The organism is Halomonas sp. GFAJ-1 (assembly GCA_002966495.1).
In the GTDB taxonomy this organism is placed as follows: domain Bacteria; phylum Pseudomonadota; class Gammaproteobacteria; order Pseudomonadales; family Halomonadaceae; genus Vreelandella.
The window spans coordinates 3,308,960-3,329,561 of sequence record CP016490.1 but is presented as its reverse complement, the minus strand read 5'-3'; the positions used below and the strand labels follow the sequence as shown (position 1 = coordinate 3,329,561).

At 53.8% G+C, this 20,602-nt stretch carries 20 protein-coding genes and 4 tRNA genes; 12 read left to right on the top strand and 12 right to left on the bottom strand.

The window, feature by feature from the left end; translation table 11 throughout:
• Positions 1 to 14: 14 nt before the first annotated feature.
• From BB497_15010 to BB497_14995, 4 genes are all read left to right on the top strand, one after another.
• Positions 15 to 920 carry a methylisocitrate lyase gene (locus BB497_15010; GenBank protein ID AVI63921.1) on the top strand — a complete coding sequence of 302 codons (906 nt, stop codon included), beginning with the start codon at positions 15 to 17 and terminating at the stop codon, positions 918 to 920.
• Between the two features lie 60 nt (positions 921 to 980).
• Positions 981 to 2,108, top strand: a complete 1,128-nt coding sequence (locus BB497_15005) for a 2-methylcitrate synthase (protein AVI63920.1) — start codon at positions 981 to 983, stop codon at positions 2,106 to 2,108.
• 32 nt (positions 2,109 to 2,140) lie between these two features.
• Entirely contained in the window at positions 2,141 to 4,780 is a 2,640-nt protein-coding gene (locus BB497_15000) for a Fe/S-dependent 2-methylisocitrate dehydratase AcnD (GenBank protein ID AVI63919.1), read from the top strand.
• A gap of 151 nt (positions 4,781 to 4,931) precedes the next feature.
• Positions 4,932 to 6,110, top strand: a complete 1,179-nt coding sequence (locus tag BB497_14995; GenBank protein AVI63918.1) for a putative methylaconitate Delta-isomerase PrpF — start codon at positions 4,932 to 4,934, stop codon at positions 6,108 to 6,110.
• A 136-nt stretch (positions 6,111 to 6,246) separates the two neighbouring features.
• Here BB497_14995 and BB497_14990 read toward each other — a convergent pair whose 3' ends face one another.
• Positions 6,247 to 6,531 (bottom strand): competence protein ComEA, encoded by a 285-nt coding sequence (locus BB497_14990; protein ID AVI63917.1) that lies wholly within the window; start codon positions 6,529 to 6,531, stop codon positions 6,247 to 6,249.
• 274 nt (positions 6,532 to 6,805) lie between these two features.
• Between BB497_14990 and BB497_14985 the strand changes: the two genes are divergently transcribed.
• Positions 6,806 to 7,507, top strand: a complete 702-nt coding sequence (locus BB497_14985; GenBank protein AVI63916.1) for an orotidine 5'-phosphate decarboxylase — start codon at positions 6,806 to 6,808, stop codon at positions 7,505 to 7,507.
• A 19-nt stretch (positions 7,508 to 7,526) separates the two neighbouring features.
• On the opposite strand, the gene BB497_14980 is transcribed toward BB497_14985, so the two are convergent.
• The 3 genes from BB497_14980 to BB497_14970 all read right to left on the bottom strand — a co-directional run bounded on the left by BB497_14980 (position 7,527) and on the right by BB497_14970 (position 9,438).
• Positions 7,527 to 8,726, bottom strand: coding sequence for a lipopolysaccharide assembly protein LapB (locus BB497_14980; GenBank protein AVI63915.1), 1,200 nt, complete (start codon positions 8,724 to 8,726; stop codon positions 7,527 to 7,529).
• Positions 8,727 to 9,032: a hypothetical protein gene (locus tag BB497_14975; GenBank protein ID AVI63914.1), complete on the bottom strand. Its 306-nt coding sequence runs from the start codon at positions 9,030 to 9,032 to the stop codon at positions 8,727 to 8,729.
• Between the two features lie 109 nt (positions 9,033 to 9,141).
• Complete coding sequence (locus BB497_14970) at positions 9,142 to 9,438, bottom strand: integration host factor subunit beta (protein ID AVI63913.1); 297 nt, start codon at positions 9,436 to 9,438, stop codon at positions 9,142 to 9,144.
• 222 nt (positions 9,439 to 9,660) lie between these two features.
• Between BB497_14970 and BB497_14965 the strand changes: the two genes are divergently transcribed.
• Both BB497_14965 and BB497_14960 read left to right on the top strand, forming a co-directional pair.
• Complete coding sequence (locus BB497_14965; GenBank protein AVI64372.1) at positions 9,661 to 9,954, top strand: hypothetical protein; 294 nt, start codon at positions 9,661 to 9,663, stop codon at positions 9,952 to 9,954.
• Positions 9,955 to 10,042: 88 nt separating this feature from the next.
• The gene (locus BB497_14960; protein ID AVI64371.1) at positions 10,043 to 10,312 is read left to right on the top strand and encodes a hypothetical protein; all 270 of its coding nucleotides are present in this window, start codon (positions 10,043 to 10,045) and stop codon (positions 10,310 to 10,312) included.
• Here the strand turns inward: BB497_14960 and BB497_14955 are convergent.
• From BB497_14955 to sirA, 7 genes are all read right to left on the bottom strand, one after another.
• The gene (locus tag BB497_14955; GenBank protein ID AVI63912.1) at positions 10,289 to 11,908 is read right to left on the bottom strand and encodes an L-aspartate oxidase; all 1,620 of its coding nucleotides are present in this window, start codon (positions 11,906 to 11,908) and stop codon (positions 10,289 to 10,291) included. The two genes, BB497_14960 and BB497_14955, sit on opposite strands and share 24 nt — an antisense overlap.
• A 190-nt stretch (positions 11,909 to 12,098) precedes the next feature.
• Positions 12,099 to 12,185, bottom strand: a tRNA-Leu gene (locus tag BB497_14950).
• 37 nt (positions 12,186 to 12,222) lie between these two features.
• Positions 12,223 to 12,296, bottom strand: a tRNA-Cys gene (locus BB497_14945).
• A gap of 86 nt (positions 12,297 to 12,382) precedes the next feature.
• Positions 12,383 to 12,457 (bottom strand) — tRNA-Gly (locus BB497_14940).
• 84 nt (positions 12,458 to 12,541) lie between these two features.
• Complete coding sequence (locus BB497_14935) at positions 12,542 to 13,090, bottom strand: CDP-diacylglycerol--glycerol-3-phosphate 3-phosphatidyltransferase (protein ID AVI63911.1); 549 nt, start codon at positions 13,088 to 13,090, stop codon at positions 12,542 to 12,544.
• 100 nt (positions 13,091 to 13,190) lie between these two features.
• Positions 13,191 to 15,005, bottom strand: coding sequence for an excinuclease ABC subunit C (locus BB497_14930; protein ID AVI63910.1), 1,815 nt, complete (start codon positions 15,003 to 15,005; stop codon positions 13,191 to 13,193).
• A gap of 46 nt (positions 15,006 to 15,051) precedes the next feature.
• A complete protein-coding gene (sirA, locus tag BB497_14925; GenBank protein ID AVI63909.1) occupies positions 15,052 to 15,702 on the bottom strand; it encodes a two-component system response regulator UvrY in 651 nt (216 codons plus the stop codon).
• 175 nt (positions 15,703 to 15,877) lie between these two features.
• Between sirA and BB497_14920 the strand changes: the two genes are divergently transcribed.
• Positions 15,878 to 15,953 (top strand) — tRNA-Ala (locus tag BB497_14920).
• Between the two features lie 159 nt (positions 15,954 to 16,112).
• Here BB497_14920 and BB497_14915 read toward each other — a convergent pair.
• Positions 16,113 to 17,033: an ornithine carbamoyltransferase gene (locus BB497_14915; GenBank protein ID AVI63908.1), complete on the bottom strand. Its 921-nt coding sequence runs from the start codon at positions 17,031 to 17,033 to the stop codon at positions 16,113 to 16,115.
• A gap of 218 nt (positions 17,034 to 17,251) precedes the next feature.
• Between BB497_14915 and BB497_14910 the strand changes: the two genes are divergently transcribed.
• From BB497_14910 to BB497_14895, 4 genes are all read left to right on the top strand, one after another.
• Complete coding sequence (locus tag BB497_14910) at positions 17,252 to 17,602, top strand: monothiol glutaredoxin, Grx4 family (protein ID AVI63907.1); 351 nt, start codon at positions 17,252 to 17,254, stop codon at positions 17,600 to 17,602.
• A gap of 107 nt (positions 17,603 to 17,709) precedes the next feature.
• Positions 17,710 to 19,599: a hypothetical protein gene (locus BB497_14905; protein AVI63906.1), complete on the top strand. Its 1,890-nt coding sequence runs from the start codon at positions 17,710 to 17,712 to the stop codon at positions 19,597 to 19,599.
• A gap of 54 nt (positions 19,600 to 19,653) precedes the next feature.
• Positions 19,654 to 19,980 carry a nucleoid-associated protein gene (locus BB497_14900; protein ID AVI63905.1) on the top strand — a complete coding sequence of 109 codons (327 nt, stop codon included), beginning with the start codon at positions 19,654 to 19,656 and terminating at the stop codon, positions 19,978 to 19,980.
• 3 nt (positions 19,981 to 19,983) lie between these two features.
• The gene (locus BB497_14895; protein ID AVI63904.1) at positions 19,984 to 20,589 is read left to right on the top strand and encodes a recombination protein RecR; all 606 of its coding nucleotides are present in this window, start codon (positions 19,984 to 19,986) and stop codon (positions 20,587 to 20,589) included.
• Positions 20,590 to 20,602 lie beyond the last annotated feature (13 nt).

Genomic DNA, 20,602 nt, shown 5'->3' with positions numbered 1-20,602 from the left:
AGGAAACAACGCCCATGTCTCACACTCTCTCTGGTTCTACTCTGTCACCCGGTGCTCGCTTTCGTGCTGCGCTTGAAGCAAACCGTCCATTACCGATTTTAGGCACGATTAACGCGTATACCGCGATGATGGCCGAGCGGGTGGGGCATCAAGCGATTTATCTGTCGGGCGGTGGTGTGGCTAACGCTTCTTTTGGCTTACCTGATTTGGGTATGACCAGCATGAACGACGTGGTGGAAGATGCACATCGTATTTGCGGTGCTACGGACCTTCCGCTGCTGGTGGATATCGACACCGGTTGGGGCGGCGCTTTTAATATTTCGCGTACCGTTAAAGAGATGCAGCGCGCAGGCGTGGCTGCCGTTCACCTGGAAGATCAAGTAGCTCAAAAGCGCTGCGGCCACCGCCCCAATAAAGCTATTGTGTCCCAACAGGAAATGGTTGACCGCATCAAGGCCGCCGCTGATGCCAAGTTAGACCCCGATTTTTATCTGATTGCCCGTACCGATGCGTTTCAGAAAGAGGGCTTAGACGCTGCTATCGAGCGTGCTAATGCCTGCGTGGAAGCAGGGGCAGACGCCATCTTCGCCGAAGCCGTGCACACCCTGGATGATTATCGTGCGTTCTGTTCGCGCGTGAATGCGCCAATCCTGGCCAACATCACTGAATTTGGCGCGACGCCGCTATTCTCTCAGCAGGAGTTAGGCGACGTTGGCTGCCGCATGGTGCTCTATCCGCTTTCCGCCTTCCGCGCGATGAATGCTGCCGCTCTGCAGGTTTACCAGAGCATTCTGGATAACGGTCACCAAAAAGAGGTGGTCGACATTATGCAGACCCGCGATGAGCTGTACGACTTTTTGAATTACCACGATTTCGAACAGAAGCTCGACGCGTTATTCGCCGAGCAAAAAGATGCGTAATAGTCGTTAACGCACCTATTCAAATTTAAAACATATAAAAGAGTTAACAGGAGACACGACATGGCTGATAAACCTCAAAACAGTGCAGGGCTGCGTGGTCAAAGTGCCGGTAGTACCGCGCTGTGTACGGTGGGTAAAACAGGTTCTGGATTAACCTACCGTGGTTTTGACATCAAAGAGCTGGCGGAGAAGGCGAAATTTGAAGAAGTGGCTTACCTGCTCTTGAAAGGCAAGCTGCCTAATCAGGCGGAGTTGGATGACTATATTACTAAGCTGAAAAGCCTGCGTGGCTTGCCAGAAGCGCTAAAAACCGTGCTAGAGCAAATTCCTAAAGATGCCCACCCAATGGATGTAATGCGCACCGGCGCTTCCATGCTGGGTAATCTGGAAACAGAAGAGAGCTTTGACCAGCAGCAGGATGTCTCTGATCGTTTGCTGGCGGTGCTGCCTTCTATTATTTGTTACTGGTATCGCTTTAGTCACGATGGCGTGCGCATTGAGACTGAAACCGACGATGCCTCGGTAGGCGGTCACTTCCTGCATATGCTGCGCGGTGAACCTGCTTCTGAGCTGCATGCGCGGGTTATGAATGTCTCGCTGATCCTTTATGCAGAGCACGAATTTAACGCATCAACCTTTACCGCACGGGTCTGCGCATCCACGCTTTCGGACATGCACTCCTGCGTGACTGGCGCGATTGGTTCGCTGCGCGGCCCGCTACACGGCGGTGCCAATGAAGCGGCCATGGCGATGATCGAGAACTGGGCGTCGCCGGAAGAAGCTGAGCGTGAAATGCTCGGAATGCTTGAGCGCAAAGAGAAAATCATGGGCTTTGGCCATGCGATTTATCGCGAGTCTGACCCACGTAATGAAATCATCAAAGAGTGGTCGAAGAAGCTCGCGGACGACGTAGGTGACAGCGTGTTGTACCCCGTTTCTGTGCGCTGTGAAGAAGTCATGTGGCGTGAGAAGAAGCTTTTCTGTAACGCGGACTTCTTCCACGCCAGTGCTTACCACTTCATGGATATTCCAACCAAACTGTTTACGCCGATTTTCGTGATGTCTCGTCTAACAGGTTGGGCGGCGCACGTGTTCGAGCAGCGTGCTAACAACCGCATTATTCGCCCCAGCGCCGACTACACTGGCCCTGAGAAGAGCGAGTGGGTACCTATCGACGCGCGTGACTAACGTTAGCGGGCCGTGACTAAGTGAGAGACGCTATGAACACGAATTATCGCAAGCCTCTGCCGAGCGTGACGGCAGAAGGTGCTCCGGTAGATTTCTTCGATGCGCGCCAAGCCGTTGAAGACATCAAGCCTGGTGCCTACGCAGCGCTGCCCTATACTTCCAGGGTGTTGGCCGAGCAGCTGGTGCGCCGCTGTGACCCAGCGCTGCTCACCGATGCGCTGAAGCAGCTTATAGAGCGTAAACAGGATCTGGATTTCCCTTGGTATCCGGCGCGGGTAGTGTGTCACGACATTCTTGGCCAAACTGCATTGGTTGATCTTGCTGGCCTGCGCGATGCTATCGCTGAAAAAGGCGGCGACCCCGCTAAAGTTAACCCAGTAGTGCCCACGCAGCTGATCGTTGACCACTCACTGGCTGTTGAGCACGCTGGTTTTGAAAAAGATGCCTTCGACAAAAATCGCCAAGTAGAAGATCGCCGTAACGACGACCGCTTCCATTTCATTAACTGGACCAAAGTGGCTTTTGAGAACGTCGATGTGATTCCTCCGGGCAACGGCATTATGCACCAGATCAATCTGGAGAAAATGTCGCCGGTAGTGCAGTGCCGCCCCGATGAAAAGGGCATGCGTATTGCTTACCCAGATACCTGCGTAGGCACCGATAGCCACACGCCTATGGTCGATGCGTTAGGTGTGATTTCCGTTGGCGTTGGTGGCCTTGAAGCGGAAAGCGTCATGCTGGGGCGTGCCTCAATGATGCGCCTACCGGATATCGTCGGTGTGGAGCTCTCTGGCAAACTGCAGCCGGGTATTACCAGCACCGATATGGTGCTTGCGATTACCGAATTCCTGCGCAAAGAGCGCGTTGTGGGGGCGTACCTGGAGTTTTATGGCGAGGGCGCCGATGCGCTGACCGTAGGTGACCGCGCGACCATCTCCAACATGACGCCAGAGTACGGTGCTACGGCGGCGATGTTTTACATCGACAATCAAACCATTGAGTACCTCAAGCTTACAGGGCGTGAAGATGAGCAGGTAGCGCTTGTCGAGGCCTATGCCAGGCACACCGGGCTGTGGGCAGATAGCCTCAAAACGGCCGAGTACGGTCGGATACTGCGCTTTGACCTTTCAAGCGTTACCCGTACCTTGGCAGGGCCTTCAAACCCTCACGCGCACTTGCCCACCTCGGAACTTGCCCAGCGCGGTATTGCGATCGACCTGGATAAAGCACGGGCCGACGAGCAGGCGGGTAAAATGCCCGATGGCGCGGTCATTATTGCTGCTATTACCAGCTGCACGAATACCTCTAACCCACGGAACATGGTGGCAGCAGGCTTAATCGCCCGCAATGCCAACCGCTTAGGGTTAACCCGCAAGCCGTGGGTGAAGTCGTCGCTAGCGCCGGGTTCGAAAACCGTCAAGATGTATCTTGAAGAAGCCAAACTGATGGATGAGCTGGAAAACCTTGGCTTTGGTGTGGTGGGTTACGCTTGTACGACCTGTAACGGTATGTCTGGCGCTTTAGATCCGACGATTCAGGAAGAGATTATCGACCGGGATCTTTATGCTACGGCGGTACTTTCCGGTAACCGTAACTTTGACGGGCGCATTCACCCCTATGCCAAACAGGCATTTTTGGCTTCACCGCCACTTGTGGTGGCCTATGCGATTGCGGGGACTATCCGTTTTGATATCGAGAAAGACGTGCTGGGTACCGACCAAGATGGCAATCCTGTCACGCTGAAAGATATCTGGCCCGACGATAGTGAAATCGATGCCATCGTTAAAGCCTCGGTGAAACCGGAGCAGTTCCGTCAAACCTATATTCCGATGTTTGATCTCGATAAGAGCGCCCGTAACCAGGTAAGCCCGTTATACGACTGGCGGCCTCAGAGCACCTATATTCGTCGCCCACCCTACTGGGAAGGCAATATGGCTGCCGAGCGTGACTTGAAAGGCATGCGCCCACTGGCGATTTTGCCTGACAACATCACCACGGATCATTTGTCGCCTTCTAACGCAATTATGATGGACAGTGCGGCAGGCGAGTATCTGCACAAAATGGGCCTGCCAGAGGAGGACTTTAACTCCTACGCGACCCATCGCGGCGACCATTTAACCGCCCAGAGGGCGACCTTGGCGAACCCCAAGCTGTTTAATGAAATGGTGCATGACGAGCAGGGCAATGTTGTGCAGGGGTCGTTGGCGCGTGTTGAGCCGGAAGGCACTGTAACGCGTATGTGGGAAGCAATTGAAACCTACATGGCGCGTAAGCAGCCGCTAATCATCATTGCCGGCGCTGATTATGGTCAAGGCTCCTCCCGTGACTGGGCGGCGAAAGGCGTTGCGCTGGCGGGTGTTGAAGCCATTGTGGCTGAAGGGTTTGAGCGTATTCACCGTACCAACCTAATTGGTATGGGGGTGATGCCGCTGCAGTTTGAAGAGGGCACCACACGGAAAACCCTAGCGCTGGACGGTACGGAAGTCTTCGACGTAGAAGGCCAGCCGCAGCCACGTGCCAAGCTAACATTGGTGATTCATCGTCAGAGTGGTACGACTGAGCGTGTGCCGGTGATCTGCCGCATTGATACTGCCGAAGAGGTCACGATCTACTCTGCCGGTGGGGTATTGCAGCGTTTCGCCCAGGATTTTCTTGAATCCACCACGGCGTAGCCAAGCAGGCGTTAACCTTTAGCGCCAAGGCGAGCACCCAAAGAGCCCGACGCTAAGCGCCGGGCTCTTTTTTCGGCATATTGTTATTGAGTATGGTTATTGAGCGCAGTCATTAAGAATAATCATTGAAAAAGGTTAGGGAGTGTTATTTATGTCTCATGCTGCACAAATCAGTATTCCTGCCACCTATATGCGTGGTGGTACCAGCAAAGGGGTTTTTTTCACGCTGAGCGATTTGCCTGAAGCAGCCCAGGTTCCCGGTGAAGCCCGAGATAAGCTGTTAATGCGTGTGATCGGCAGTCCAGACCCCTACGAAAAACAGGTTGATGGCATGGGCGGGGCGACGTCCAGCACGAGTAAGACCGTGATTCTTTCCAAAAGTGAGTCGTCGGATCACGATGTCGATTATCTGTTTGGTCAAGTATCGATTGATAAACCCTTTGTAGATTGGAGCGGCAACTGCGGTAACTTATCCGCAGCCGTTGGGCCATACGCGATAGCTAACGGTTTGGTAGACCCGGCCAGGGTGCCAGAAAATGGGATGGCTGAAGTGCGTATTTGGCAGGTCAACATCGGTAAAACGATTGTGTCTCAAGTGCCGATTGTTAATGGCCAAGTACAGGAAACCGGTGATTTTGAGTTAGATGGCGTCACCTTTCCCGCCGCTGAGATCCCCGTGGCTTTTATGGATCCCGCTGATGGTGAAGGAGCGATTTTCCCAACGGGTAATTTAGTCGACGACTTAGAAGTACCTGGGGTAGGCGTTCTAAAGGCAACGCTGATTAATGCGGGTATTCCGACAGTGTTTATCAACGCCCAGGATATTGGCTATACCGGCTGTGAACTGCAAGAAGCAATTAATAGCGATGCCAACGCGCTGGCTATGTTCGAGACTATTCGCGCTCACGGTGCCGTACGTATGGGGTTAATTAAGAGCGTTGAGGAAGCATCAAACCGGCAGCACACACCGAAAGTGGCGTTTGTGGCTCCCGCCGCCAGTTACACGTCTTCCAGCGGCAAAGCCGTTGATGCGAAAAATATTGATTTAGTGGTGCGGGCGCTTTCAATGGGTAAATTACATCACGCGATGATGGGCACTGCAGCGGTGGCGATTGGTGCGGCGGCGGCTATTCAGGGGACGTTGGTGAATCTGGCGGCAGGCGGCACTGAGCGGGAGGCTGTCACATTCGGGCATCCATCGGGTTCCCTGCGAGTTGGAGCAAAGGCAAGCTTTGTTGAAGGGCGATGGCAGATTGATCAAGCCGTTATGAGCCGAAGCGCGCGGGTATTAATGGAAGGTAAGGTGCGTATCCCGGGTGATACGTTTTAAAAGCCCCTGACTCATCACGGTGTTGATCAGACGCTTTTACGCTATCTATGTTATTACTTTCAACCGCTCGACGATGGCCGTCAAGCGGTTGAAAGTGTTGCTTTATTCGTCAACCGTTACTACGTGTTAAAAGTGACTACTCGTCAAAGGCTACTTGGTCGCGCATACGATCAACAGTGGCGGGGCCAATGCCGTTAACGCGGGTTAGGTCATCCGCGTTTTCAAATGCGCCGTTGGTTTCCCGCTCTTCAATAATGGCAGCCGCACGGCTTGGGCCTACGCCCGGAAGCTCAGCCAGTAGCTCTTCATCTGCGGTATTTACATTGATGGGTGCCACTGCTTGGGCTAGGGCGGCACCTGATAGGCCTAAACTGAGGCTAAGCAGCAGTGCCGTTAGCAATCCTTTTAACGTTGTTTGCATGGATTAGCATCCTTTGAGTTGTTGGTTGGGCCGCCTATGCGCTTTTCACTAAGGCATGCTGCTTGCCTGGAAATAGCATTGCGGCCATGTGTTTTAAGCGGTGAAGTTTTATTAAGACGCCGCCTTGGTAAACTTAAGCGCTTCATCATGAAAATGCTGTAAGCCATGTACGACTGTTTTTGTAAGCATTTTGCTACGGGTTATGAGCAAATCGCTTACACAGCAAGGCTGGTTGGGCTGTTACAATGCGCCAAAATGAACATGGAGTACGCCCGTGGCTACTGATTCTCCCTTGATTATCGCCCTTGATTACCCCTCCCTAGATGCTGCTTTATGCATGGCCGATCAGTTAGATCCTTCGCGCTGCCGTGTAAAAGTGGGTAAAGAGTTATTTACGCGCAGCGGCCCAGCTGTGCTGGAAGCGCTGCATGGACGTGGGTTTGAAGTGTTTCTTGACCTGAAATTTCACGATATTCCCAATACGGTCGCAGGCGCGGTGCAAGCGGCGGCTGAGCAGGGTGTTTGGATGGTTAATGTGCATGCCTCAGGGGGCCGCCGCATGATGGAGGCTGCTGCTAAACGCTTAATAGACCACAACCTATCAACGCATCTAATTGCAGTGACTGTATTGACCAGTATGCAGGCTGAGGATTTACATGAGGCAGGGGTGGCGGCCACGCCGCAGGATCAGGTTATGCGATTAGCAGCGCTCACCCAGCAAAGCGGCTTAAACGGAGTGGTTTGTTCTGCACAGGAGGCTGCTCAGATTAAAGCGCAGTGTGGTGCTGAGTTTTTGAAAGTAACCCCTGGTATTCGACCGAGCTTTGCTGCTGCGAACGATCAACAGCGGATTATGACGCCTTCTGAGGCGATGCGGGTAGGTAGCACCCATTTGGTAGTGGGGCGGCCAGTTACCCAAGCCGAGGACCCTATGGCGGCGCTGGCGGCCATTGAAGCGGAGTTGGCGGCTTCTTGATGCTTGTTTGAGTCTTGCGCTATTCGCCTTCGATGCCAGTAATAGGCTTGATAGTGCCCCATCGGCGGCAGCTGGGGCACTGCCATATTAGGCTGTCGCTGGTAAATCCACAGCGTCGGCAGCGGTGACGAGGCCTGCCTTCCATAAGTGCCTCGGTATGATGCTTTAAAAGCAGTAACCGCGTATCGGGTGGGGTTTTACCGCTAAGGCGTTGGCTTTCCAAATAGAGATCGACCAAGTAATCAAGCCCGCCTAGGCTAGGGGCTTCACGAAGCCATTCTCCGGTGCGCTCTATCGCGCTATCAACACCTTCGCGGTGATGAATTAGCTCGCCCAGCGTGATAATCACACTGGTATAAGGTGCCTGGCCAAGCAGTTGGTAGAGCTGGGTCTCAAAGCCATGTAAGTCGTTATTGCGCTCATAGGCGCGCTGGAGAGCCGGCAGCATCGTGGGGATATGAGCAATATCTTGGCGAGGTATGCGTTCAAGGCCGTCAATGGCGCGACGGTAGTGCCCGTTTTCCATTTCTAACTCAGCTAAAAGAAGGGTGGCGCGAACGCAGCGCTCGTCTAGTTGCAGCGCTTTTTTTAAGTGTTTTCGAGCCAGCGCACGGCTGGACTGTTGAATTTCTTCTAAAGCCAGTTCGCATAACCAATGAGCTGCCGGTCGGCGCATGCCGGGCTGTTGCTTTAGGAGAGGCTGAGCAATATCCAGTGCAGACTGCCACCCTTTCTCACGTTCTAGTATATCGATCAGTAAGCGTTTGGCTTCTTGATGGTAAGGAGAATTAACAGCGTTTTCTAAAAGGTCGCTTAGCAAACGCTGCGCGCGGTCATGGACGCCTAGCGCCATAAAATCACGGGCTAGTTCGAACTGAATATGCTGGTTGGTAGACGCAGAGAGTGCTGGGCGAGCAAGTAAATTTTGGTGAATACTGACGGCTTTGTCGGCTTCGCCGCGTGCCCGAAACAGCTTGCCTAAGGCAATGTGAGTGCCCACGGTATCACTGTTAACTTCCAGTGCATGGATAAAGGTATTGATTGCTTCGTCAGGCTGCTCATTCAGAAGATAGTTCAGCCCGACGAAGTACTCGCGCGATATGTCGGGAGCGCGCGAGTCTGGCGTGCGCTGCTTGCGGAGGGAGGCGTGTCGGTATCCCAGGCCAAAACCAATGGCGATGGCTGCCAATAGTACACCCAGCAGCGCGAGATCAAACATTTACGCCACTTCCTTTAGCTCCTGGGTACGTAAACGGTCCAGCTCTTTGCGCTGCTGCTTGCTGTGCCTTTCGCTGCGTGCCAGCCGTGCCTTCAGCCGTACATAAACACCTAGCATAGCGAGCATGCCTAGGATGACACCACAGGCTAACGTTGCCAGCAGCCATACAGAAAGAGAGACTGGCGGCAGTTCTAACCAAATGAGATTTAAGGCGACGGTTTGCTGGTTGTTGACGGCAAACAGAATGCCAACCAGCAGCACAACCAGCAAAATGACGGCCAGAATCAGCCCTTTTATCCAACGCATGAGAGTTTCCTAGTCTGTGACGTTCAAGGTGATGCTATTGTGTCTGAGTCTGGAAGCGACGTCATCCCGCAGAAGGTCTGATATGCATGTAAGAGCACGCGCCGCTCGGCTAGTAGCCCAGTGCACGGCTTGCATCTACCTGCTCGCGTAGCTCCTTACCCGGCTTAAAGTGAGGGACATATTTACCCTCTAAATCGACAGGGTCGCCGGTTTTAGGGTTACGCCCTACGCGTGGTTCCCGGTAGTGCAGCGAAAAGCTGCCAAAGCCGCGGATCTCCACACGTCCGCCGCTAGCTAAAGCGTCCGTCATATCATCCAAGATAATACGCACCGCCGTTTCTACTTCTTTAGCGGATAGCTCCGGTTGCCGCATTGCGATTTGTTCGATTAATTCAGATTTGGTCATCGGTTGGCTCCCTGCGAACTTATATGGCGCGTTGATGCTTGCGACCTCGATAACATCGAATCCAGCATACTGCGCATGCCGATATAAAACAATTCAGATAAAACAAGGTACTAGGTTAATTAGTGTGTAACTGAATTACAGCATAGGCGAAGGTTGCCGCTGGCGCGACCCTGTGGCTTAGGTATACTGGCATTTCATTTCATCTATCCCGAGAGGCTGACGTTGAGCGACGATACTTCACCAGCAGCAATACTTCGCAAGCGACTTTACTGGCACTCTCGCCGCGGTATGTGGGAGCTGGATCTGCTACTTATTCCTTTCCTTGAAAAACGCTTTGATACGCTCAGTGAGGATGATCAATTAGCGTATGAGCGGTTAATCGAAGAAGAGGATCAAGACCTGTTTGTGTGGTTGATGCACCGTGAATGGCCTGAGGATCCTGCACTGCGTCGATTGGTACAAATGATTGTTGAACATGCTGAAACCACCGATAACTCTGCCTATCGCACGCTCTAAGTGTCAAAGCGCATGCCATGCAACGTTGGCGTTAGGGCTTTGTATGGTATTGAGCTGGGTAGTGCCCATAGGATGGGTGGCTGTATTGGTGCTATGCGTAGCGTATTTGGTTTGGCGCCAGTATCAGGCGCAGCCCAGCGGTGATTTGCAGTTGGTAAAGAGTGGTGCTCAGCTTTCTGGGCGTTGGCTGCTGGGAAATGGAGAACTGGGTGAAGAGCGGCCGGTGCGCTGCGATTATATTGGCCCGTGGCTGCTTGGACTTCACTTAGGGCCGCAGAGGGTGTGGCTATGGCCTGATAGCTTGCCAGCCCATAGCCACCGGGAGCTGCGCCGATTATGTCACCGGGCAGGTCGTTAACTGCTGCAAGGTGAGCCTAGATGCAGTGGAATTACTCTGCTGTCCAGGCCAGTCGGTTGAGTAGTGTAGCCCTCGAGACTCCTGACGCTGCAGAGCCGCTAATACGGTTAGCTGGGCAAGCTTCAAGGACTGCTTGAAGCGTATGCTCTCAGGGTGCGCACGCCTCTCGTCCTCATTGCTTAGCGTACTGGCAAGAAACTCTTCTAGTTCTAGCTCAATTTCGACGAGCTTTTCTCGCGCTGTAGCAAGGCTTTGATTGCTACGCACAATCGATACGTAGTGGCTCATCACTTCGCGCATGGCGCTGCGCAGTATAAGAAGTTTTTCAACATCAATAATGCCAGCCTTGTGGCTGGTTTTTGCAGCGTTCCCTTTATCACTCGGCAGGGGGGTGTTGGGCTGGGCAAGTAAATGCTGCGCACAGCTTCGCGCGTATACTAAGCACTCTAAGAGTGAATTGCTTGCCATGCGGTTTGCGCCGTGTAGGCCGGTACAGGCGGTTTCGCCAATGGCATACAGGTTCGCTACGTGGGTGGCGCCTTTGTGATCGGTTGCGACGCCGCCACAGCTATAGTGCGCAGCTGGCACAACGGGGATCGGTTGGCGGGTAATGTCCAGTCCGCGGGTGGCGCAATGGGCTAAAATCGTTGGGAAGTGATGGGCAATAGCCGTCTCACCAAGATGACGAATATCGAGCCATACATGCCCTTGGCCGCTTTGCTGGATTTCTGCGTCGATCGCCCGAGCCACTACATCGCGAGGGGCAAGTTCTGCGCGTGGGTCAATGTCGGGCATGAACCGATGACCCGCTTCATTTAATAAATGGCCACCTTCACCGCGCACAGCTTCGCTGATTAAAAAAGCGGGGCCTTCTGGGTCGAATAAACAGGTAGGGTGAAACTGCTGGAACTCAAGGTTCATCAGCACGGCACCGAGCTCGGCTGCCATTATCATGCCTTCACCGCTGCTGGGAGAGGGCGTGGTTGTGTGGCGGTAAAGCCCGCTGGAGCCGCCAGTAGCTAACACTGTGTGCCGGGCTAGGAGTGTTTTGTAGCGCTGCTGTGTGTCTGTCCCCGTGGCGCCAATGCACTGGCCAGTTTCATCGCTGAGCAGGTTTAAAACCGTTAGGTCACTGCGCTGGGTGATGTTCGGGTGGGCGCTGACTTTGTTCAGCAGCGTATCGACAACAGCGCGTCCCGTGGCGTCATCTGCATGGATAATGCGCCGGGCATTGTGGCCACCCTCTCTAGTAAGATGGTAAGGGTAGCGAGCGGCGGGGTCGGGATCGGGAGTAAACGGTACGCCGTTATCAATTAGCCATTGAATAGCGTCTGGGCCGTGGGTAACCGTGTGCCTTACCGCCTCTTCATTGCATAGCCCGTCGCCAGCAACTAACGTATCACGCACATGGGCTTCAAGATCGTCGTCGGGGGACAGTACGGCAGCAATGCCCCCCTGTGCCCACCGGCTGGCACCTTGGTCATCAACCGCTGGACGCACTAGCGTCACTGAGAGGTGGTCTGCAACCTCAAGCGCCAGGGTTAAACCGGCGACGCCGCCGCCGATGATTAGTACGTCGGATGTTGGCGTGCTCATGGGCCCGCTCCTTTTTCTCACGATCAAGCGCTGTGCGGTAATAAGGCAGGCATCATAGCGTGACCATAATCGCTTGGCGATGTGTGCGAATAAAAAATCGCACGCTAGTCTCGGGATGGATAAGTATTGCGCAAACAAAAAAGCCGCGTAGATCAATTGATCTCGCAGCTTAGTTCGTTTAACTAATAAATGGTGCCCGGAGCCGGACTTGAACCGGCACGGAGTTACCTCCGAGAGATTTTAAGTCTCTTGCGTCTACCAATTTCGCCATCCGGGCAGTGTATCGAAGACAAGGTCTGCCGCTACACTGAAAATGGAGGCTGGAGTCGGAATCGAACCGGCGTACACGGAGTTGCAGTCCGCTGCATAACCACTCTGCCATCCAGCCTAACAAGTCGTTGGAGCGGGAAAGGAGATCGATCGGACTGGCGTTCCAGCTCACGACCCTCTCTTGCTTTACCACGCTATCCAAGTTGGAGCGGGAAAGGAGATTCGAACTCCCGACCCTCGCCTTGGCAAGGCGATGCTCTACCACTGAGCTATTCCCGCTCGACTCGAGGGCGAATTATACGCACCAGGGCGAGCTTGTCAATCAATGAATTTATCAGCAAGCACAAACAGATACTCTCTTTTTTACATTGAGCGGCTGAGGTGTGGCCATGCAGACTTTAGGTACTGAATCATCGACCAAAGGGTCAAAATAGCCGCTGCATAAAGCACCACGACGCCGAATAAGGCGATCTCGTGCCCTGGCGGAAAGGCTAATAAAATAAGGATGGCCACCATTTGCAGCGTGGTTTTGAGTTTTCCGATCCAAGAGACTGCCACCATGCCGCGTTTGCCCATTTCCGCCATCCATTCACGTAGTGCTGAAATGACGATCTCGCGGCCAATGATGACCAGCGCAGGTAGGGTTAATATCAGGGTGTCGAAGCGTTCGATAAGCAGCGCAAGCGCCACTGCCACCATGAGTTTGTCGGCCACGGGGTCCAGGAAAGCGCCAAACGGCGTTGACTGGTTCCAGCGACGAGCTAGGTAGCCATCTAGCCAGTCGGTTACTGCTGCCAAGGCAAACAGTCCTGCTGCAAGCGGCATGCTCCAGCTGAACGGTAGATAAAAAAGCACTACCATTAGCGGGATGAAGACGATTCTTGCCAGTGTCAGTATGTTGGGTATATTCATCGCAGGGCGCGATCCTTGCCGGAGAGTCATGAAAGATGGAGTGCTTGCTGAGGAAGTATTCTATCCCCCTTGGCTAACAGCATCCATGTTAAGCGTCGGTTTATCCATTAAGCGCATTGTAAATTGTTTCTGCAAGAGCAGCGTTAATGCCGGGCACTCGGGATAGTTCATCGCGGCTAGCCTTCTGTACGCCCTGTAGACCACCAAAAAACCGCAGTAGCTCACGCCTGCGTTTAGGGCCAATGCCAGGAATGTCTTGTAGCGTCGATGTGCGTCGCGCTTTATCCCGCTGAGCGCGGTGTCCGGCGATGGCAAAGCGGTGCGACTCGTCCCGAATGTGCTGGATCAAATGCAGGGCGGGCGAGGCGGGGTCCAGCGGTAAAGGGTTGTCGGTGGTTTCTAAAAACAGAGTTTCAAGTCCCGCTTTACGCGTAGTGCCTTTGGCAACGCCGAGTAAAATAATATCCGTTACTTCCAGGTCAGTTAGTACACTGCGTGCCATATTTAGCTGCCCTTTGCCGCCATCAACAATCAAAATATCTGGGGCGATGGCTTCGCCGCTTTTTACACGTTTAAGGCGCCGGGTTAGCGCCTGCTGCATGGCGGCGTAGTCATCCCCTGCTGCCACCCCTTCGATGCGGAAATGACGATAATCGCTTTTACGCGGCCCTTGATGGTCAAATACCACGCAGGAGGCGACTGTCGCTTCGCCGTGGCTGTGGCTAATATCGAAGCACTCAAGGCGCTCGGGAATGTTATCGAGCGCTAGCGCTTTTTGCAGCGCTTCAAAGCGTTGGGTGAGCTGAGTTCTGTTAGCCAACTGAGAAGCAAGCTGCTGCTCCGCATTAGTCATGGCCAAATGTTGCCACTGGGCGCGATGGCCGCGTACCTGGCTGGCAACGCGTATGCGCTTACCTGCTTGCTGGGATAATGCGCTTGCGATCAGGCTGCTGTCTTCAAGCGGGTGGCTGGTGATCACTTCGCTGGGCACATTATGGGGTTGGCCAAAATAGTATTGGCTAACGACCTCGGTGAGTAGCATTTCCGGTGGCAGGTCCAGGTCATTTTTAGGCATGTGGTGTCGTGCGCCAAGCAGGCGCCCATCCCGCACGCTAAGCACGGATACTCCCAGTGCGCCCGGCCGCTGGGCCAGTGCAAAGATATCGGCATCGCCGCTTTCATTATCGACAAACTGACGCTGCTGCAGTTGCCTAAGCTGCTGTATTTGATCACGTAAGCGGGCAGCTTCTTCAAAATTTAGTGCGTGGCTGGCAGTTTCCATTTCGGCAGTGAGCGCTTGTGTGACGTGCTCGCTTTTGCCTTCCAGGCACATAACCGCGTGCTCGACGTCGCGGCGGTACTCTTCCTGAGAGATGTAGCCTACACAGGGGGCGCTGCAGCGCTGGATTTGGAACTGGAGGCAGGGGCGCGACCGGTGGGCAAAAACGCTATCCTCACAGTTGCGTATGCGAAAAATTTTCTGCATGAGGGCTAGGCTTTCTCGCACCGCGCCGCTGCTAGGGTAGGGTCCTAAGTAGCGGCCGTCGTCACGCCGCTGACGTGCTCGCTTATACTCAAGCGCAGGATAAGAGTGGCGGTCGGTCACAAATACAAAGGGGTAGGACTTATCATCCCTCAATAGGATGTTATAGGGCGGCCGCAGCTCTTTGATCAGCGTTTGTTCCAGCAGTAGTGCTTCGGTTTCGCTGCGGGTAACGGTAATTTGAATATCGGCAATTCGTCCGACCATTGCCTGAGTTTTGGTGTTCAGCTGACCACGGAAATAGCTGGCAAGACGCGCTTTTAAACGCTTGGCTTTGCCGACATAGAGGGTGTTTTGCTCCTCATCTAGCATTCTGTAAACACCCGGAGAGGTACTTACAGAACTCAGAAACTGCTTGGCATCAAAAGTCATAACTGGGTGTCGGCGCTTCAAGACGGCAGAGTCTGCGATGGTAGGGCTATCCCAGGCTTGGGTCAAAGCCCTCAACTAGCCCGTGGCGCAGGGCGAGATGGGTTAGCTCAACGTCAGTGGCAACCTGTAGCTTATCAAATAGCCGATATCGGTAGGTATTAACGGTTTTCGGACTTAAATGTAGCCTATCGGAGATATCCTGAACGCGCTGGCAATTAACGATCATCAGGGCGATTTGCAACTCGCGGTGCGATAGCTGGCTAAACGGATTATCTTCGTCCGTAAAGTGAGAGAGTGCTAGGCGTTGGGCAATCTCTTGGCTCACATAGCGGCGCCCATGAAAAACCTGGCGAATGGCATCGGTCATTTCTGCCGCATCAGCACCTTTGCTCAAAAAGCCCGAAGCGCCTGCCTCTAGCATTCGCCGCAGCACGCTATCTTCCATGTGGGCGGTCAGAATAATAACTTTGATATCTACTAAGGTGCGATGGATACGCCGCGTGGCTTCCAGCCCGCCAATGCCAGGCATGCGTATGTCCATAAGTACAATATCAGGTTTCATTGCGCGACACTGAGTAACGGCGTTTTCGCCATCGACAACTTCGCCGACGACCTTAATGTCGGCTTCTTCGTTCAGCAGGTGCGCAATACTGGTTCTCACCAGGTGGTGATCATCGGCGATTAAAACGTTGATCAAAAGGCAGTCTCCTGCATGGAAATCTTCTTGGACACGGGCGCTCGCCCTGTATGTTGAAGCATAGAGTGCCACAGCTCCTGGCAAAGGAGAATTAGAACATGATTGTCTAAGCTTTGTCTTGACGGTGGGCAGCTTCTAGCCTAGTATCTGCTCCGCTGCTGCAACGGCAGTATGTGGGGCCTTAGCTCAGCTGGGAGAGCGCAACACTGGCAGTGTTGAGGTCAGCGGTTCGATCCCGCTAGGCTCCACCAAGATTCATAAAAAACGCCTCGCTGACACTAGCGAGGCGTTTTTTTATGTCTGTCATATTTTTATATCTGTCAGTTTTTATACCTGCAGTGCCTATGTATCAATGGTTTGAGGCACTTTGCTTGGTCAAACCGTCACTGCAGGTTTACGGTAGTTTTTTGCTAATCGTTAACTTTGCCAAGTAGCAAGAACTCTATCAGTGCTTTTTGGGCATGCAGTCGATTACCCGCTTCTTGCCAAACCACGGCGCGTGGATCGTCAAGCAGCGTATGGCTAATCTCTTCACCCCGGTGAGCAGGTAGGCAGTGTAAAAACAGGGCATCTGATTTGGCGGTGTCGAGCATTGCCTCGGTGACCTGGAAACCAGCAAAATCTGCTTCGCGTTTGGCCTGTTCTTCCTCTTGCCCCATGGAAGCCCACACATCGGTGGTGATTAGATCGGCATCCTTGGCGGCGGCTTGTGGGTCATGGAGTAGTGTGATGCAGTCACCGGCAGCGGCCATAATATCGGCGCGGGGTTCATACCCTTTGGGGCAGCAAATGCGCAGTTGAAAGCCAAATTGGCGTGCCGCGTTAATCCACGAATGGCACATGTTGTTGCCGTCGCCTATCCATACCGCTGTGCGGTCTTGCACGCTTCCACGCAGCTCGGTCCAGGTCATAACGTCTGCTAACAGCTGGCAGGGGTGATAGTCGTCGCTCAAGGCGTTGATCACCGGCACGCTGCTGGCGCTGGCGTAGGTTTCCAAGCCTGCGTGAGAAAACGTACGGATCATGACTGCATCGACCATCTCTGAAAGCACGCGAGCGGTGTCTTCGATTGGTTCGCCACGGCCCAACTGGGTGTCGCGGGGAGAGAGAAACAGCGCGTGACCACCAAACTGCGCCATGCCCGTTTCAAATGAGACGCGGGTACGGGTGGACGATTTTTCGAAAATCATCGCCAGCGTGCGGTTAGGCAGCGGCGTATAGACAGGGCCGTTGGCTTTCAAATCGGTTTTGATTTTGATGGCACGCTGAATTAAATACGCCAACTCATCGGGTGATAAATCCAGCAAGGTAAGGAAATGGCGTGTCGCCATGGTGGCTTCTCTCCGCGCAAAAACCCTATCCTAGCGATGCGGCAGGGGATGCGCAACGCGAGCAGCATGCGTAGAATGGCCTCTACAAGATATGGCTGAGTAGTTTGCTCAAGTATTGGCTAGCACAGCAAGGGGAGCAACACTTGGCCGTAGGGTTAAAGCCGGTGAGCGAATTGCGTAAACTGGCTTGGATCACATTATTGTTTTAGGAGCATACGATGAGCACGACAGCCGAAAATATTCAGCGCCAAATTAGCGAAAACCCGATTCTTATCTACATGAAAGGTTCTCCGCAGCTACCCCAGTGCGGTTTTTCCGCACAAACTGTTCAGGCACTGATGAGCTGTGGCGAGCGTTTTGCGTTTGTAAATATCTTGGATAACCCAGATATTCGCGCTGAGCTGCCAAAAATTGCTAACTGGCCGACGTTTCCGCAGCTGTGGGTGGAAGGTGAGTTAGTGGGCGGCTGCGATATCGTCATAGAGATGCATCAAAATGGCGAGCTTGAGAAGTTAGTGAAAGAGGCTGCTCAGCGTGCGGGTGCTGCCGAGAGTGGCGATAACGCATAATGTAACGCCGTGCCTAAGGGCTGTGCGGTTGGCGGGCGTAAGCCCAGCCGCTAGAATGGTGTTTCGTCACGCATAGACAGTCAGCCCGCCAAAGGAAGTTTTGCTCAATGAGCTATCAGGTTCTGGCCCGCAAATGGCGGCCGCGTACATTCCACGAGCTTGTGGGTCAGGCCCATGTTCAACGTGCCTTGGTCAATGCCCTTGATCAAGGCCGCTTACATCATGCCTACCTATTTACAGGTACTCGCGGTGTGGGTAAAACCACATTGGCGCGTATCTTGGCTAAGTGCCTTAATTGCACTGCCAATGGGCGAGGTGATGAAGGCATCACGTCAACCCCTTGTGGCCAGTGCGACAGCTGCAAAGCGATTGACGAAGGCCGCTTTGTTGACCTAATCGAAGTCGATGCAGCGTCACGCACGAAAGTCGAAGACACTCGCGAACTGCTGGATAACGTTCAGTACGCGCCCACTCAAGGGCGCTACAAAGTGTACTTAATTGACGAAGTACACATGCTCTCTACCAGCAGCTTTAACGCACTGCTGAAAACGCTTGAAGAGCCACCGCCCCACGTCAAGTTTTTGTTGGCGACTACCGACCCGCAAAAGTTACCTGCCACTGTGCTGTCGCGCTGTTTGCAGTTTACCTTAAAGCATATGCCCCCCGAGCGCGTGGTTGAGCATCTAACCTATGTGCTGGGTGAAGAGGGCGTGGCGTTTGATGAGAGTGCGTTGTGGCTGTTAGGTAAAGCGGCCGAGGGCTCAATGCGTGATGCTATGAGCCTGACGGATCAAGCCATTGCCTTTGGCCAAGGCGCGGTGCGTCATGCTGATGTAGCCGCCATGCTGGGTACGTTGGACCACCGGCATGTCCTAGCATTGGTAGAGGCGCTGGCGGATGTAGATGTGCAGCGGTTACTGGCAGAAGTCGCGCAGCTTTCAGAGCAAGGGCCTGATTTCGCGGCAGTGCTTGATGAACTAAGCGCCATTTTGCACCGCTTGGCGGTGGCGCAAATGGTGCCCGATGCGGTAGATAACAGCCACGGTGACCGCGCGCTTATTCAGCAGTTGGCAGGCCGCTTTACCGCTGAAGATATTCAGCTCTATTACCAAATTGGTATTCAAGGACGGGGCGATATGGTGCATGCCCCTGACCTACGCAGTGCCTTAGAAATGACACTGCTGCGTATGCTGGCGTTTCGCCCCCAAGGGGTGCCTAAGCCTCCCCGTACGCCGTTGCCGTTACGCCCAGAACCAGCGGAAGGCACTAATGGGTCAGCATTGCAACCAGCGTCAATGGGTGAACCAGCATCGTCAAAAAAGCCTGAACCTGCACCGGCAGTAGTGCAGGCTAGTCCGCCTGCTCAGGCCGTTGTGCAGGAGGCGCCAACGCCTGAACCTCCCGTTGATAAAAGTGAGCAAGCCCCGCCCTGGTCGCTTGATGAAGTAGAAAGCGCCGCTATGCTCTCTCCAGAGCCAGAGCCAGAGCCAGAGCCAGAGCCAGAGCCAGAGCCAGAGCCAGAGCCAGAGCCGATGCCGATGCCGGTGGCGCAGGCTTCGCCAGCACCAGAGTCACCTGTCCCTCAGGCTGATAGCGTGCTTGACCACCATCAGTGGCTGGCTCGATTTAATGCGCTAGGCTTGGGAGGCCTTACGCGTAATTTAGCGGCGCACTGCCAAGTCGAAAGCGATGATGGTCACACCCTCGTGCTTCGGCTAGATCCAGGGCAGGCCGCGATGAAGGCGGAGGTACATCAGACTCGCATCGAGAAAGCGCTTAAAGCGCAGGGCGTACCCCGTCGTATTGAATTTACGGTAGCTGAACTGGCGGCTGACGTGGAAACGCCGCGTCAGCAAGAAGAGCGGTTACACAAAGAGCGCCATGCTTTGGCTGTTGATCTACTGCACCGCGACCCCAATATACAGAAGCTTCAGCAAGCATTTGGGGCAACGCTTGTAGAGTCAACCGTTAAGCCAGCGTCTGACGTGCGTTCCTAGTCCGGCTGTTTGACTTGCTATGCATATTTTTTAGACCTTTCAGGAGATAGCCACATGTTTAAAGGTGGAATGGGCAACATAATGAAGCAAGCCCAAGAGATGCAGGAAAAAATGCAGCAGGTTCAAGAGGAAGTTGCTAAAGCTGAAGTTCAGGGGGAGGCGGGTGCCGGTATGGTGAAGGTCACCATGAATGGCCGCCACGACGTTAGCAACGTGACCATTGATCCTAGCGTACTGGAAGAAGACAAAGAGCTTTTGGAAGATTTGCTGGCCGCTGCAGTAAACGACGCTGTGCGTAAAGTCGAAATTAGTTCAAAGGCTAAAATGGAAGAAGCAACCGCCGGCCTGAACTTGCCGCCCGGTTTTAAGATGCCGTTTTAAGCTATGCGATTTTCTCCGCTGGTGGAGCAGCTCATGGACGCGTTTCGTGTGCTGCCAGGTGTTGGGCCGAAAACGGCCCAACGTATGGCTATGCACCTGCTAGAGCGAGAGCGTCCAGGTGGACAGCGGCTGGCTTCCATCATTCAGCAGGCCATCGAAGAGGTGGGGTATTGTCAGCGCTGCCGTACCCTGACAGAAGCGGATATCTGTGCTCTGTGCCAAAGTGCTCGGCGTGATGATGCGTTGTTGTGTGTGGTTGAGTCACCCGCTGACCAGCTTGCCATCGAAGAAGCCGGAGGGTTTCAGGGGCGCTATTTTGTGCTACATGGCCACCTGTCTCCTCTTGATGGAATTGGGCCTGATGCCATTGGCTTAGACTTGTTGGAAGCGCGAGTAGCGGAAGGTGCTATAAGCGAAGTCGTGCTAGCAACGAATCCCACGGTTGAGGGTGAAGCTACTGCACACTATATCGCGTCACAGCTAGCACACTACGGCGTTAAATTCTCCCGATTGGCTTACGGTGTACCTATGGGTGGTGAGCTTGAGTACGTGGATGGCGGTACTCTGAGCCGCGCATTCAATGGTCGGCAACCCTTCGCCAGCGATTGACCACAATAAAATG